The organism is Flavobacterium johnsoniae UW101 (genome assembly GCF_000016645.1).
GTDB lineage: Bacteria > Bacteroidota > Bacteroidia > Flavobacteriales > Flavobacteriaceae > Flavobacterium > Flavobacterium johnsoniae.
The window spans coordinates 3412466-3428632 of the sequence record NC_009441.1; the positions used below are offsets into that span (position 1 = coordinate 3412466).

Consider the following 16167-nt stretch of genomic DNA (forward strand, 5'->3'; position numbering starts at 1 on the left):
GATTTTTTCTTTGCCACGAATTGCACTAATTTTCACTAATTTAATTTGTGCTAATTCGTGCAATTCGTGGCGAAAAATCATACACAGAAAGAAATCATTTTAATCTGTATAATCTGTGGCTAATATTTTTAGTTCAATAATTTTAATTCTTTAATTACAACCGCATTTTCTTCTTTTGTTCCAATTGTAAAACGAAGACAATTTTCACATAAAGGCTGTGTTGTTCTGTTACGAATAACGATTCCTTTTTCGATTAATTGATTGTATCTTTTATTAGCATCATCCACTTTTGCTAAGATAAAATTAGCTTCTGTTGGATATACTTTTTCAACAAAATTTACTTCAAGTAAAACTTTAAGCAATTCTTCTCTTTGCTCAATAATTGAAGCTATTTCTTGCTTAATTTTATCTAAATCTTTTAAACGCTCTTTCGCCCTTTGCTGCGTTAATTCGTTTACATTATAAGGCGGTTTGATTTTATTTAAAACCGAGATTACAGCCTCTGATGCATAACAAATCCCTAAACGAATTCCTGCTAAACCATAAGCCTTAGAAAGCGTTTGTGTAATTACTAAATTCGGATATTCATCGATTTCTGTCAGCCAGCTTTCCTTTTCTGAAAAGTCAATATACGCTTCGTCAATAACCACTAGACCTTTGAAGTTTTGAAGCAGTTTCACCACACTTTCATCAGAAAATGAATTTCCTGTTGGATTGTTTGGCGAACATAAAAAGATGATTTTGGTATTTTCATCAACTGCTTCTAAAATCTTTTCAACTTGTGGCTGAAAATCAGTTGTCAGCAAAATTTCTCTGTTTTCTACCGCATTGATATTTGCTAAAACACCATACATACCGTAAGTTGGCGGCAATGAAATGATATTGTCTTTATTTGGTTCGCAAAAAGCTCTGAAAAGTAAATCTAAAACTTCATCGCTTCCGTTTCCTAATAAAATCTGACTTTGTTTTGTATTATTGTTTTTAGCCAAAATCGCTTTAACTGAGTTTTGCTGCGGATCCGGGTAACGGTTTACACCATTTTGAAACGGATTTTCATTAGCATCCAGAAAAATCATTTCGGCTGTATCAAAATCTTCAAATTCATCTCTTGCTGAAGAATATGGTTTTAAAGATTTTACGTTTTCTCTTGTTATTGTATTTATATCGAACGTATTCATTGCTTTAATTTTTTAAGAAGCAAGAATTAAAAAGAAAGACTTTAAAAAATCTTAACTCTTGCTTCTTTCTTCTTCCTTTGTCTTTTACTCTAAACTCTTTAATCTTAACGTCACAGCATTTTTATGCGCTTGCAGCCCTTCGGCCTCAGCCATAGTTTCGATTGCTTTTCCGATGTTTTGAATTCCTTTTTCAGAAATTTTCTGGAATGTCATTGATTTCATAAAACTATCCAGATTTACACCGCTGTAATTCTTAGCGTAACCATTGGTTGGTAAAGTATGATTGGTACCTGAAGCGTAATCTCCGGCGCTTTCCGGCGTATAATTTCCAATAAAAACAGAACCCGCGTTTACAATTCCGTTACAGTAAAAATCATCATATTGAGAGCAGATTATAAAGTGTTCCGGACCGTATTCGTTAATTAAATCTAAAGCTCTCTGATCATTTTCAACATAAATTAGTTTTGAATTTTCGATTGCTTTCTCTGCAATAGCTTTTCTTGGAAGAACTTCGAGCTGTGACTGAACTTCTTTTTCTACTTCGGCAATCAATTTTTTTGAAGTCGAAACCAAAATTACCTGACTGTCTGTTCCGTGTTCTGCCTGAGAAAGCAAATCAGAAGCTACAAAAGCCGGAACTGCTGTATCATCGGCTACAATTAATAATTCTGAAGGTCCGGCCGGCATATCAATTGCTACTCCAAATTGTGTCGCTAATTGTTTGGCAACGGTTACAAACTGATTACCAGGTCCAAAAATTTTATACACTTTTGGAATAGATTGTGTACCGAAGGTCATCCCTGCAATTGCCTGAATTCCGCCTGCTTTTATAATTTTAGTTACACCGCATAAATTAGCAGCATATAAAATTGCCGGATTAATTTTTCCTTTTTTATCTGGCGGCGAGCATAATACTATTTCTTTACATCCTGCAATCTCTGCTGGAACTGCCAGCATCAAAACTGTTGAAAATAAAGGTGCTGTACCGCCCGGAATATACAATCCAATTTTTTGAATTGGTCTTTTTTCCTGCCAGCAGTTTACGCCTTCGATAGTTTCAACGTCAATCCTGTTTGTTTTTTGAGCGCTGTGAAATTTATAAATATTGTCTTTTGCCAATTGAATTGATTCTTTCAAATCATTGGGAATCTTTTCAATTGCTTCTTGTATTTCTTCCTTTGTAACTTCGTAGCTGTCTAAAGCAATTCCATCAAAAATTGAGGTATATTTTGCTACCGCTTCGTCACCCTTTTTTTGAATTTCTTTGAAGATTTCTTTTACGGTTACTTCAATATCGTCTATTGTCTGGGTTGGTCTTTTTAATATTTCAGACCAAGTATCTGGTTTTGGATTGTCTATTTTATTCATTTTCTTAAGCTTTAAGCTTTAAGCTGTGGGCTTTAGGCTTTATTAACGTTGTGTTTATTTTTTTCTTAAGGAGCAAACTTTTCAAAAGCCTAAAGCTTAAAGCCTACTGCCTAAAGCGGGCGAAGCCCTAAAGAACCATTTTTTCAATTGGGCATACTAAAATTCCTTCTGCTCCTACTTCTTTTAATTTATCGATTACATCCCAAAAAGTATCTTTATCAATTACTGAGTGTACACTGCTCCAGCCTTCCTCTGCTAATGGCAGAACGGTTAAACTTCTTAAAACCGGAAGGATTTTTCCAACTGCATCAATTTTGTCATTTGGAACGTTCATCAAAATGTATTTTGAATTTCTGGCTCTTAAAACCGACTGAATTCTGAATTTTAAGGTATCAATGTGTTTTTGAATTTCTGGAGAAACTTTTGGCGAAACAGCTAAAACGGCTTCACTTTTCAGGATAACTTCAACTTCTTTTAAATTGTTTTTGAATAAGGTGCTTCCACTTGAAACAATATCTACAATAGCATCTGCAAGTCCTATATTTGGCGCAATTTCTACTGAACCTGAAATTTGGTGAATATCAACCTTTAAACCAAATGAATTAAAGTATTCATTTACGGTATTTGGATAAGAAGTTGCGATTCTAAGACCTGCTAAATCCTGTATCGATTTGTAATCAAAAGTTTTAGGAACTGCTACAGAAACTTTGCATTTTGAGAATCCCAATCGCTGTACAACTTCGATGTTTTTTCCTTTTTCTACTAAAAGATTGTCGCCTACAATGGCTAAATCTACTACACCGTCAATTAAATACTGAGGAATATCTGAATTTCTTAAATACAAAACTTCAAGAGGAAAGTTTGAAGCTTCGGCTTTTAACTGGTCGATTCCGTTATTGATTGAAATACCGCAGTCTTTAAGGATTTGGATACTGTCTTCGTTTAAACGACCTGATTTTTGAATTGCAATTTTTAAAGTACTCATTTTTTTAGTTGTTGTTTAATTAATAGTTTGAGTACAAAGAATTGGTATAAAAAAACCCGTTTGATGTACTCAAACGGGTTTTAAAATATGATGATTTACACACATACCATTAACACATCGCTTGAGAGCAATAATGTAAATGATGATGATGTAATTGATTTGAAATCATTGTTTGGTTTGTTTTATAATTCTTTGATTCGGTTGCAAATATACTAGTTAATTTCATAAAAAAGCAATTTTTAATATAACTTAACTATAGTTTATTGTTAAAAAAAAAGCTGAAGTACAGTTTCTATTATAAATTTTCAATTTACGATATCGTTTTCATTTCTTCTTTAAAACCTAAAATTACAGTTGTGCCAACTCCTATTTTACTTTCTATTTTAAATTGAATATCAAGCTGTTCTGTAATTCTTTTTACGATAGACAAACCTAAACCAACTCCTTTTATTTCAGGATGATCTGTATAATTTGATCTAAAAAAAGGATTAAAAATCATTTCGAGATCACCTTTTGCAATTCCTATTCCGTTATCTGAAATTCTGCAGATTGTTCTGTCTCCTTCTTTAGAAAGAAAAACAGAAACTTCTCCTCCATCTTTCGTGTATTTAAGTGAGTTTGAAATTATATTTCTTAAAATTGTTATGATCAGAAAATTATCTGAATAGGTGTAATAATCCTGGCCGGCATCAAATTTTACTTTGAGTTTTTTGCTGTTTATTTTCTCTGAATTCAAAGTTAAAACATCTAAAATTACAGCGTTTAAATAAACGTTTTCTGCATTTATCTGATGCTTTTGATTTTCAAAACGAGCCATTGTTAAGAGCTGGTCAACAAGCATATTTAAATGGTCGACTTCGTTTATGCAATAATTAATTTTATCTTCGTATTCCCTGCTGTCTCTGGGTTTACGAATAAGCACTTCAAGTGTTCCTTTAATTACTGTTAGTGGCGTTCTTAACTCGTGCGAGGCGTCAGATGTAAATTGTTTTTCGCGCTCAATAGCGTCTTCAATTCTATTTAATAAATTATTTATTGTTTTAGAAAGTGTGTATAATTCGTCTCTGGTTTTAGGCAGCGGAATTCTTGTTTTGAGATTATCTTTTGTAATAATATTGGAAGTCTGAATAATATCATTTATGGGTTTTATACTTCTTCCGGCAAAGAATCTGGCAAGAAAAAATAAAATCAATAAAATAATGGGAAATGTAACCAATAAGGTATCCATTAGATTATCTAATACCTTTGAAGAATCTGACAAAGACATCGCAATAATCAAATAACCGATTTTTTTTGAATGTAAATGAAGCGGTACTTGTATCTGACGAATTTTGTTTCCTAATAATTTAGTATCAAAAAGCTGAAAGTGATCTTTGTTATTATGAAAAACGAGTTTTTCATTTTTTAAATTAGGAGATTTTTCAATGATTTTTTTATTTAAATCTAAAAACTGAACAAATACAGGATTTACATCGACAGAATTGTGTTCTCTTTCTTCCCATTCTTCTGCATCCATCATAATAACAACACCGTTCTCGACTTTAACTTCTTTTAAGTGGTCCTGAACCTCGATATTAAGATTTTCATCTATATGATTGTAAACGGTAAGTTTTACAATAAAATAAATAGCCGAAAAAACTGCCAGAACCAAAAGTCCTGTTCCTACGATATAGTTTAATGCAATTCTATTTTTAAAAGATAATAATTTCATTTTGCTTAATCATTGGCGATATAACCAATGCCCCGAATAGTTTTAATGTAATCTTCTTCAATTTTAAGGTTCAGTTTTTTACGAATAGCATTCATAAAAACATCAATTACTCCGGTATCATATTCAAAATTAATATCCCAGACATCTTTTAGAATCTCGTTTCGGGTACAGACTTTGCCTTTTTTTCTAATTAAATACGTCAGTAATTCAAATTCTCTTTGCGTTAGATTGATTTCTTCATCATTTTTTAAAACGATATGCTTAGAAAGATCAACTGTAATGTTGCCGAGCGTAAGTATTTCATCTGTAGCCTTATTTCTAAAATGAATTTTGACTCTTTCGACCAATTCTTCAAAACTAAATGGCTTTTTTATGTAGTCATTTGCTCCCGCACGCAGCCCTTCAATGGTTTCCTGAACGGTGTCTTTTGCAGTTAAAAAAATAATGGGAGTTTTTTTATCCTTAATTCTTATGGCTTTGCACAAATCGAGTCCATTAATTTTTGGCAGCATCCAATCTAATAAAATCAAATCGAATGTGTGATTTTGAGTTAATTCAAAACCTTTAGATCCATCATTGGCGGTAGTAATCTGGTATCCTTCTTCACGAAGTCCCTGTTCTAAAAACTGAACAATTCCAAGCTCATCTTCAACAATTAAAATATGCATGTTAAACTTTGATTCAAGGTTAATTTATTTTTACGATTTTCAAAGATAGCTATTTTACAGGTCAAAAAACCTTTAAAACCATGAGAGTAATATCTGAATTGTTATCTTAAGCAAAAATTAAGTTTAGGCTAAGCAAGGTAAAAGCATAACTTCATCTAATGTTAATTAATCGGGTCTAATTTTGTAAAAAATAATTAACGATATGATTTTTTACAAAAAGCTGTCTCCATTTTACAATCTTGCAATCTTCTATTTCTCAATTAGTTTAGTGTTGCGTCTTGTATTACTTTTTCATCCTATAACGCAAAGTTCTTTTACTGCTTTAGAAAGTTTTAAAATTTTTACTTTAGGATTAGTATCAGATTTTTTTGTTTTTATAATAGCCGGAATTTTTCTTTGGCTGTATCTTATTTTTGTTTCTAATTCAAAATACAACAAACCTTCGGGATATATTATTTTAGGATTATTGACAGCATTGTTCCTTTATGTTGCATCAGGCAAAAGTATTTTTGACGAATACGGAGGTGCACTGCCAAGAATTATTTTAATTTTTATTGGAATAAAAACAGCTCTGTTTGCTTTATTTCTTTTTTTACCAAAGTGGAAAAACAAAATACGTTTCTGGCTTTTTAGTTTTGTAATTTTTCTATACGTCTTATTGATTCTTCAAAACGGATTGAGTGAATTTTTCTTTTGGAATGAATTTGGTGTAAAATACAATTTCATTGCTGTTAATTATCTTATTTACACAAATGAGGTAATTGGAAACATCATGCAGTCATATCCTGTAGTTCCTATATTTTCGGCTTTATTTTTAATAAGCAGCACAGTAACTTATTTTATTGTAAAAAGATCTGCAGATTACATTAATGACATTCCAACGTTTCCTCAAAAAATCAAAATTTCAGCTGTTTATTTAGGTTTGTTTTTAGCGGCGCTTTATGCAATTCCAAATTTGGCTAAAACCGAAAATTCTAAAAATGTATTTGTAAACGAACTGCAGTCAAACGGCTTGTACAAGTTTTACCTGGCTTTTCAGAATAATAAACTGGATTATTTTAAATTCTACAAAACAATGCCGAATCAGGAAGCTTTTGCAATTTTAAAAGAACAATTTCCTGATATTTCCGGAAAAATTTCTACTCAAAAAATTGCCAGCGATTCTGCAGAAACTCGAAAAAATGTAGTTTTAATTACAGTTGAAAGCTTAAGTGCTGATTTTATGAAGGCTTACGGAAATAAAGAAAATGTAACACCGTTTCTGGATAGTTTGGCACAAAAAAGCATGCAGTTTACTAATTTATATGCCGCAGGAAACAGAACTGTTCGCGGACTTGAAGCTGTAACATTGTGTATTCCTCCAACGGCTGGTGAAAGTGTTGTAAAACGAGAAGACAATAAAAACAAATTTTCTACAGGAGCAATATTTAAGCAAAAAGGCTACAATGTAAAATTTATGTACGGCGGCGATGCTTTTTTTGATAATATGCAGGATTTTTATTCTGGAAATGGTTACGAAATTGTCGATAAATCCAGTTTTTCTCCAAACGAAATAACCTTTTCTAATGTATGGGGTGTTTGTGATGAAGATATGTACAACAAAGCTATTAAGATTATGAATGACGAGGCAAAACAAAATAAGCCTTTCTTCAATCATATTATGACGGTAAGTAATCACAGGCCTTTTACATATCCTAACAATAAAATTGATATTCCGGGTGATATTAAATCGCGTGAAGGCGGTGTAAAATATACTGATTACGCTCTTAAAAGATTTTTTGATATGGCAGGCAGACAGCCTTGGTTTAACAATACGGTTTTTGTAATTGTTGCTGATCATTGTGCTTCGAGTGCCGGTAAAACAGAACTTCCGCTGGACAAATACAGAATTCCGGCTCTTATTTATACACCAAATAAAAAGCCTGAAAAGTATAATAAATTAATGTCACAGATTGACATCATGCCAACGCTTTTTGGAATTTTACATTTTGATTATAACAGTAAGTTTTTCGGACAGGATGTTTTAAAACCAAATTATAAGCCTCGTGCTTTTATTGCTACTTATCAGGATTTGGGTTTAATAAAGGATGATGTTTTAACGATTTTATCTCCAAAACAGCAAATCAAACAGTTTCAGTTAAAACAAACTAAAATTGATCCATCTGCTGAATATCAGATTTATTACGACGAAATTCCATTAAAATCTAAGAAATCAACTTTAGTAGACGAAACTATTTCTTATTATCAATCAGCTTCATATTTATTGAAAGAGAAAGAATATCAGTTTAAAGACTTAAGTTCAATCTCTCAAAAAGGTAAATTATATGCAAAGGTTCGTTAATTCATAAAAACAACAATCAAAAAAGCCTCAAATTCATTTGAATTTGAGGCTTTTTTTAAGTTTAATTTTCAAAACTGAAAACTCAAAACGGAGACTGAAAACTCTTTTTTAGTCGTTTTGATTTTTCATTCCGAATAAATCTCCTTTTTTATACAGTATTAAATCATCTTGTAAAGATTGATAATTTCTTTGTGTAACTGCTGGCGCATCTAAATCGCTTAAATCTGGTTTTCCTGCATTTACCCAGGCAGTATACCAAAAACTTGCCGTTGCAGTAATAGCTTTTCTCATTTGAGTTTCTACCATTCCATTTAATTGTTCGTGCAATTTTTTAGCATATTCATCAGAGAAAACAGCTGTGTTATATTTGCTTTTCAATACTTTACCTTCAGCATCTAATTTAAATACTTTGTCCTGCGGAGTTGCAGTTCTTAAACTTTTATCAATATCTAATAAAGGCTGTGCAAAGCTGTGTGTGTCGTTAATCATGTCCCAGATTGCTTTATGAACATCTGTATAATACTGTGCCTCAGGAACGTTTAATTTGTAATTTTTAACGAATAATTCAGGAAGTCTGCTTTCCCAAAGAGAGTGAATTCCTTTTTGATCCGTTAACTGTCCGTCGTGATTTGCAGATGTATGCAATGGCATATGTGCATCACCTACATAATGACCTAAATCTGCTGCAAGAAATAAGATTTCGGCTCTGTTTTTTTCCTTAAAAGCTTTAGTCAGCTTTGCCATCATGTCTTCGATGTACCAAGGCAGGATTCCGTTATCACTTAAAAATTTAGCATCGTATTTTTGTTTTGCTTCTTCTAGTGTCTGCGGATAAGTGTCAGCAGCACCAAAGTTTTCCATATCAAAATAGTGTCTGGGACCTTCTTCTTTATAATTTAAAGCATATTTTCGGATATCTGGAACCGAAGCTTCCTGTGTAATAAAATCAATGTGATTGTAGAAAAATATTTGCAATTGTTTTGGTAAAGCCATTACAGCTGCTTTATTAATACGTTCATGGCCTACATTTCCCCATGATAGCATAAAAAAGCCAATAATTAAAGCACCGAAAGCGATTAATTTTGGTCTCATTTGGATTTTTTTCATTTGTAAATTTTATTTGAGGGAGCAAATTTAGCTTTAATTAAAGAAAACGCAAAGAATAGTATTAATAAGATTCTACTATTTTAACATTTTTAATTTTTGAGCCTTGAAAGTGATTTAAGTTCATATTAACAATCAATTTCTTTATATATTTGTTTCATTATATAAACACAATATTATGCGCCTTTTAATTTTAAATTTCTTTCTGTTTTTGAATGTTTTTTGTTTCGCTCAAGATGTTGATATCCAGCCTAAAAATATTAGCGATACTATTTTAAACCCAAAAAGAATACTAAAAATTGCTGATCCGCTTGACGGCGTAAAAACAATGCAGAAACTTTTTCCGGGAAAATTATACAATCTTGCAGATAAAAACACCTTTATAAGCTGGAAATGTAAATCTTGTAAAGCTTCACCTTTTCTAGATGTAAACGGTGTCGAAGGCGATCAGTTATTTCCTTACACAGAAGGCGTTGCAACCAGACTTCTTGCCAATATAGATTATTCAGATTCAAAAGGAAATCAATTCAAGATATTAGCTTTTAATCATTCTGTTCATGATGAAGACGGTCTGCAAACCGGACGCTTTTCCGGCGGACTTCTTAGTCTAGCTAAATTTGCTAAAAATGGAAGTTCTTGGGAAATGAGATCTTTTCAACCTGCTGTTGCTGCTTTTGGTGCTTTTGCGCAATGCCCTACTCCTAAATTAGTTGAAATTGGTGAAGATCAATTTGCCTTTACATTGATGCATGCAAATGGCGGTGCCGGTGGTGCGTATGAAGGTTATCTTTACCTTGTTGCAGGTTTAGATGGTAAATACCAGCCTATTTTAGAAGCTGATAAATACCAGTTAACCAATTCTTCATTCATCTCCTGGTCAGGATCTTATACAGTTGTAAATGATAATGCTAAAAAACATTTTAGAGATATAATTATTAAAACTAAAGGATCTTACAACAAAACAGCGCGAGCTGAAGATGATTTTGATGTTGATTTTCCTGTGGAAATAGCAGAAATGGCAAAAACAAAAAAAGCATTTAGTTTTGAGATCGAAAGACGTTTTTCATTTAAAGGAAAATTCTATAAAATGATAGATAAACCTATTGTAAAATTTTCAAACGTAAAATAAATCTAACTTAGGTAAATAATTGCTGTTAAACTTAAGCCGGCAATAAATATCCATAAAAATATCCCCTGCAATAAAGGCTTCACACCTACTGATTTTAAAGTATTTATATTTAGAGTTGCACCAATTAAAAACAGTGTTATTGTTAAACCTATTTTAGCTAAAGTTACAATGCCTGGCGCAATAACAGAAATTTGCGGAACATAAGAATTTAAAAGCATCGCTAAAACAAACAGACCAATAAAATATGGAACTTTTATTTTGCTGTTTTTGTTTTTAAAAATTACAGCTGTTAAAAGAGAAATAGGGATAATCCATAAAGCTCTTGCAAGCTTTACTGTTGTTGCAATCTGTAAAGCTTCGGCTCCATATTTGTTTGCCGCTCCAACAACAGAACTTGTATCATGTATAGCGATTGCGCACCACAAACCGAAATCTTTTTGTGATAAATCGAACTGATGCCCAATAAACGGGAAAACAAATAATGCAATTGAATTTAGAATAAAAATAACTCCCAAAGCAATTGAAGTTTGGTTTTCATTTGATTTTATAACGGGAGAAATCGCAGCAATGGCACTTCCGCCGCAAATTGCAGTTCCGCAGGAAATTAAGTGTGATGTTTTTTTCTCTGTTTTAAGCCATTTCCCAAGAAGCAAACCAAAAATTATGGTGCTGAAAATAGAAAAAACGGTCAATACAAATCCTTCTTTTCCTGCTGATAATGCACTCGATGCGTTCATTCCAAAACCCAGACCGACTACTGAAAACTGTAATAAGAAAGTTATGGCTTTGTGATTGAATTCTATAAATGGATTTCCAAAAACATTCACAATGATAACTCCAAGTAATAATGCCACTGGAGGTGAAATAATCGAAAACAGACACAAAAGAACAATTGCTGCAAAAATGATCTGCTGTAAATAATGATTAATTTCAAATAGTTGTGATGCGGATTGTTGTTTTGTTTTCAAAATAGGATAATTGATAATTACCCTGCAAAGTTCCAACGATTAAATGATAATCGCCAATCGTAAAATACAATTGACTATAACTTCAAGTTATAGTGATTCGCAATGTTTTGAATAAACAATTCTGACAAAGGATCAGATTTTCCTAGTAAAGTGATAATATAAAAGTACCTTTCTATGGATAATTTCTCAACATCCAGAACAATTAATTCTTTGTTTTTCAATTCTTTGCTTACGGCATGAATAGACATAAAGGCAAAACAATCTGAATTGAGAAGATACGATTTTATACTTTCTGTACTTCCTAACTGCATTTCAATCTGCAGGTCGCTAAATTTTAAACCGACATTTTTAAGTGCAAATTCTATAACTTCAAGTGTTCCAGATCCGCGTTCACGAGTAATGAATTTCATTGATTTTAAATCGTTTACTGAAATTTCATTTTGTTTTACAAACGAATTTTTACTACTGCATACTAAAACTAATTCGTCTTTTAAAAAGGGAATGTATTTGATAGATTGATTTTTTGACTGCCCTTCGACAATTCCAATTTCGATTTCTTTATTAATTAAAGCATTTTCAATTTGTTCTGTATTTCCGTTTAACAAATTGACTTTTATATCTTTCTGCTTTTGATGAAAACGGGCCAAAACTGGAGAAATAATATATTGCGAAATGGTTGTACTTGCTCCTAATCTCAGTAATCCTTGACGTTCGCTGATAAAGGAACTCATTTCAAAATCTATTTCGCGGTAAATTTCGAAAATTTCTTTTGTATGCTTTAGCAAAATTTCTCCAGCTGGAGTTAACGCGATTTTAGAACCGTTTCGTTCAAAAAGTTTTGTTTTATAGGTTTCTTCGAGTTCCTGAATATGTTTTGAAACTGCTGGCTGTGTAATATACAATTCAGTAGCCGCCTTAGTGAAATTAAGACGCAGCGCAACGGTATAAAATACTTTCAGCCTGAAATCCATAATTATATTTTTTTAAATTCGTAATCTTCTTTTCTCTGTATTTCTTTTAAAAATAAAATAATTTCAAAATTTACAACAAAAGTTCAGGTCGATACTCAAAATGCATTGTGTCATAATGTTTCCAATTTCCTCCCCAAATAAAGCCATATTTTTCAAAAATTGAAACTAACTTGAGGGGAATTTGATTTCTATATGAAAGCGTAACTTCTTCATTTTTGCATTTACAATCCCATTGCCAGTAATTAGAATTTTTGACATTAATATCTATTGTCATTCCATAACTATGCATACTCAATCGATTTGTTCCTGAAATTTTTCTCCAATTAAATGTTCCTCCAATAACATTAATGTATTTTTTAAATTCTGGATTATTATCTAATTCTGCTGAGAGTTTTTTTACTATTTTATCAATTCCATTTACGGTTGTTACTTTTACTTTTTGATTGGCTAATTTCGGACACCAAATAATTTCAGTCATTTTTGATTCAACTTCTGATTTCGAATTTCCGTAGATTTTCTTAAAAAAAGCTTCATTTCGAATTCTTCCTGCATCTTCCTTTGGAATTAAATTCTTATCTGCTTTATTATAAACAAACTTAAATTGATCCTCAATATCAGGATTATCTAATAATTCCTGATTCGTTTTATTTTTAAAATCATCATAAATTAAGCTTGACTTATCACTAAAAATAATTTTATTGTCCTTATAATCAACAATTTGATCTGGATATGCTTTAATTAATTTTTGAACATTCAATGGAATTTCTTGAGAAAAAGCATTATGAAATATAAGGATAAAAAAAAAGAATCGTTTCATTTAAAAACGTTTTAATTGTGAAGAACTAAAAGTCCATTCTGGTGTTTGCAGAGAGGTTCCAAAATCTACAGCGTACCAAGGACTCAACGAACTATTATTTGGATTTTTCAAAATTTGAATTTCCTGTGCCGGCATATAGCTTTGTGCTAAAAGCATAATTTTTTGATTGTTTTTTGGATTCACAGCCATATCAACTACAATAACAGCGTGACCTGGAAAGCCTCCTTTTATAAAAACATCCCCTATTTTTATGTCTAAAGCATTAATTGGTTTCAATTCTTTTTCTAACGAAGCCGTTCCTGCATACATAAAAACCTTCTCTAAGTATTTCCAATAAGTTTCATAACTGTCGGATGGTTTTGCAGTTTTAATCCAGCTGGTTTTATTTCCTTTAATTGCAATTCTGTAACCTGCAGCCCATTTACTAAAATCGGCTCGAAAACCATTTGTAAAATTAAAATGTATTTTATCGTACTGCTTTTGGCTATAAAAATAATCTGCTCGTAAACGCATCACAGCATCAGCACATTGATGCAAATCCTGTTTCCCAATGGGTAAATCCACAACCGCTTCATAAACATTTCGATTTGGCTTTGTAGTTCCATCAAAATACAAAACATTTGAACCCAATGGTTTTAATGGAAGATTTCGTAAAAAATAATCAAACGAAGTTTTAGATTCTTCTTCTCTCACAAATCCCTGAGGCAGTTGAAAACGCTGCTGAATCGTGTTTTCAAAAAGATTGGTTTTATTGGTATTATTTGTCTCTGAAAATGAAAAAAAACAAAAAATTACCATCAAAATTGCTGCGATAAAAAAGAATTTAACTTTCATAATTTTATACTTTAAATTACAATCACAAGATTACAAAATGTCAGAAGGAATTCAATTATATTTATCACAACAATCCATTATACTTTCTAACAAACCATTCTGTCGTTAATAAAGCGGCAATTAAAATCAATAACCAAACCCAGTCTATAATTGGAGTTTTGGTTGATACATTTTTTTCGATTGATTTGTATTCTTTATTCTCTAAAAGTGTATTAATCAAATCTTCTTCCTCGTTTTCAAAAAAGGCTTTCCCATTGGTTTGTAAGGCCAATTGTTTCAATTTTAAAACATCAGGATTTACAAATTGCTTTTCGATATCAAAATCTAAAATTTCGAAATGACTAGAATATGAAGTGTTCGAATTTAATTCTTTTACTGTAAAATTGTATTTCCCTGCTGTTAACCCTTCTAAATTTACAGAGAAAGAATTATTTCCTTTTAATAAGTCGTAGTTTTTTGCTTGTTTGGTTTCGGCATTTGTAACCGTAATTGTTAATCTTGCCTTTTCATCAAACTCATAATTTTTATTGAAATACTGCGCATTGATTACAATATCTTCTCCAGAATTATAAAAGTTTTCGTGTGTTACAACCAAAGATTTTTTTGAAGCCGAAGTTGCTAAATATTGGATTACTTTGTCTACAAAAACATCGTATTTCTCAAACAACTGATTATCGATATGACTCTGTAAGCGCCATTTCCAGCTGTTTTCTCCTAAAAGAAAAGCTGTTCGTTTTCCCTGGTTTTCGGCAAAAGCCAATAAAGGCGCATTTGTAGAAACATTTCTAATTTTTGAAGAAAGTAAAACTGAAACATTTCCGTTTGTTGAAATTGTTCCGAATAAATTCTGCAAAGGCGGGAAATTTTCAAATCCGATATTATCTATAGCAAATAAATTAAACTGCGATTGAAATTCAGACAAATAATCTTCGACTTGTCCGCTCATTTTGAAAACCAGATTGTTTTGCTGCTGATTCAGGAAATTAAAATCAGTGCTGTTTCCGGTTATAATAAAAGTGTTTCTTCCTGCTGCTTTATTGTTATCAAAAACCTGTTTGAAGGATGAATTTGGCTGATATAAAACCAAAACCGAAGCTTCCTGTAACTGACTAATATCGTTTGGCTTAACCAATATTACTTTACGCTGTGCATTAACTTCTACCGCACGTTTTAAAGCTGCGATATCTGGATGATTTATAGAAGAAACAATGGCAATTGTAGATTTTTGATCGATTATTTCTACAGCAAAATTTTTGATGTTATTGTAACTGTTTTTCTCTTTTGCGTTTGAAGATATATTGGCTCTAAAAATTTGCAGTCCAACCTTATCAGCCGGCAAAAGTAAATTTAAAGAGGCTGTTTTTTTAGACGATGAAAAAGAAACTTTTTCTTTTGCCACAACAGAATTTCCCTGTGAAATTGTAAAATCTGCCGTTACTGGTTTGTCTCCTGCATATTGTAGAAAAACTTCTACGGGAAATTTATTTTTATGAAAAGCGTATTTATTTACGTTCAGCTGATTTATTTTTAAATCAAAAAACGTGGTTGTGTCTCCCACAACCAAAGGATAAACTTTATTAGCAGGATCGAATCTATAAACGTAGTCGTTTCCTGTAGTTTGATTTCCATCAGTAATAATAACCGTTGGGAAAGTCAGGTTTTTGTTGATGCTTTTTAAATTCTTGGCAGCTTCGTCCAGATTAGTCTGGTTTCCTTTAAAATCAAATTTATCTGATGTTTTAAATTCATCATCAAATTGATAAGACTGAATTTCGAATTTTTCTTTTAAAGCTGGATTGGATATTAATTTTTGGTATAATTCAAGGGCTTTTTTATCTGATTTTAAAGCAGCGATTGAACTTGAATTATCTACGGCAATTGCCAAAGGTGTTTTGGTAATTTGAAGCGAACTTTTAGAAATTATCGGATTTATCAATAAAACCAACAATCCAAAAATGACCAGAAAACGTAAAAAAGCCAAAAACCAAATCAGATTTGATTTGTTTTTGGCTTTATAAAAGTATTGAAAGTACGACAAACCACCCGCTATTACTAAAGAAAGTAATAATAATAAAATCGTGTTTGTAGTCATA

At 31.7% G+C, this 16167-nt stretch carries 13 protein-coding genes; 2 read left to right on the forward strand and 11 right to left on the reverse strand.

Features of this window, described 5'->3' with window-relative positions; translation table 11 throughout:
* Positions 1–128: 128 nt before the first annotated feature.
* The 5 genes from hisC to FJOH_RS14945 form a co-directional block, all read right to left on the reverse strand.
* Complete coding sequence (gene hisC / locus FJOH_RS14925) at positions 129–1178, reverse strand: histidinol-phosphate transaminase (protein WP_012024935.1); 1050 nt, start codon at positions 1176–1178, stop codon at positions 129–131.
* 84 nt (positions 1179–1262) lie between these two features.
* On the reverse strand, positions 1263–2546 hold the full coding sequence (gene hisD, locus FJOH_RS14930; protein ID WP_012024936.1) for a histidinol dehydrogenase: 1284 nt from the start codon (positions 2544–2546) through the stop codon (positions 1263–1265).
* A gap of 127 nt (positions 2547–2673) precedes the next feature.
* Positions 2674–3531, reverse strand: coding sequence for an ATP phosphoribosyltransferase (gene hisG, locus FJOH_RS14935; RefSeq protein ID WP_012024937.1), 858 nt, complete (start codon positions 3529–3531; stop codon positions 2674–2676).
* Positions 3532–3841: 310 nt separating this feature from the next.
* Positions 3842–5242, reverse strand: coding sequence for a sensor histidine kinase (locus FJOH_RS14940; RefSeq protein ID WP_012024938.1), 1401 nt, complete (start codon positions 5240–5242; stop codon positions 3842–3844).
* Between the two features lie 5 nt (positions 5243–5247).
* Positions 5248–5910 (reverse strand): response regulator transcription factor, encoded by a 663-nt coding sequence (locus FJOH_RS14945; protein WP_012024939.1) that lies wholly within the window; start codon positions 5908–5910, stop codon positions 5248–5250.
* 202 nt (positions 5911–6112) lie between these two features.
* On the opposite strand from FJOH_RS14945, the gene FJOH_RS14950 reads away from it, so the two are divergent.
* Positions 6113–8251 (forward strand): alkaline phosphatase family protein, encoded by a 2139-nt coding sequence (locus FJOH_RS14950; protein WP_012024940.1) that lies wholly within the window; start codon positions 6113–6115, stop codon positions 8249–8251.
* A 108-nt stretch (positions 8252–8359) separates the two neighbouring features.
* Here FJOH_RS14950 and FJOH_RS14955 read toward each other — a convergent pair whose 3' ends face one another.
* Entirely contained in the window at positions 8360–9358 is a 999-nt protein-coding gene (locus FJOH_RS14955) for a zinc dependent phospholipase C family protein (RefSeq protein WP_012024941.1), read from the reverse strand.
* A gap of 175 nt (positions 9359–9533) precedes the next feature.
* On the opposite strand from FJOH_RS14955, the gene FJOH_RS14960 reads away from it, so the two are divergent.
* Positions 9534–10484: a hypothetical protein gene (locus tag FJOH_RS14960; RefSeq protein ID WP_012024942.1), complete on the forward strand. Its 951-nt coding sequence runs from the start codon at positions 9534–9536 to the stop codon at positions 10482–10484.
* Between the two features lie 2 nt (positions 10485–10486).
* Here FJOH_RS14960 and FJOH_RS14965 read toward each other — a convergent pair whose 3' ends face one another.
* From FJOH_RS14965 to FJOH_RS14985, 5 genes are all read right to left on the reverse strand, one after another.
* On the reverse strand, positions 10487–11452 hold the full coding sequence (locus FJOH_RS14965) for a YeiH family protein (protein WP_044047764.1): 966 nt from the start codon (positions 11450–11452) through the stop codon (positions 10487–10489).
* Positions 11453–11526: 74 nt separating this feature from the next.
* Positions 11527–12423: a LysR family transcriptional regulator gene (locus tag FJOH_RS14970; protein ID WP_012024944.1), complete on the reverse strand. Its 897-nt coding sequence runs from the start codon at positions 12421–12423 to the stop codon at positions 11527–11529.
* Positions 12424–12493: 70 nt separating this feature from the next.
* Positions 12494–13240, reverse strand: a complete 747-nt coding sequence (locus FJOH_RS14975; RefSeq protein WP_012024945.1) for a M15 family metallopeptidase — start codon at positions 13238–13240, stop codon at positions 12494–12496.
* Positions 13241–14074 carry a DUF4846 domain-containing protein gene (locus FJOH_RS14980; protein ID WP_012024946.1) on the reverse strand — a complete coding sequence of 278 codons (834 nt, stop codon included), beginning with the start codon at positions 14072–14074 and terminating at the stop codon, positions 13241–13243.
* Between the two features lie 64 nt (positions 14075–14138).
* Positions 14139–16166: a hypothetical protein gene (locus FJOH_RS14985; RefSeq protein WP_012024947.1), complete on the reverse strand. Its 2028-nt coding sequence runs from the start codon at positions 16164–16166 to the stop codon at positions 14139–14141.
* Position 16167: the final 1 nt, after the last annotated feature.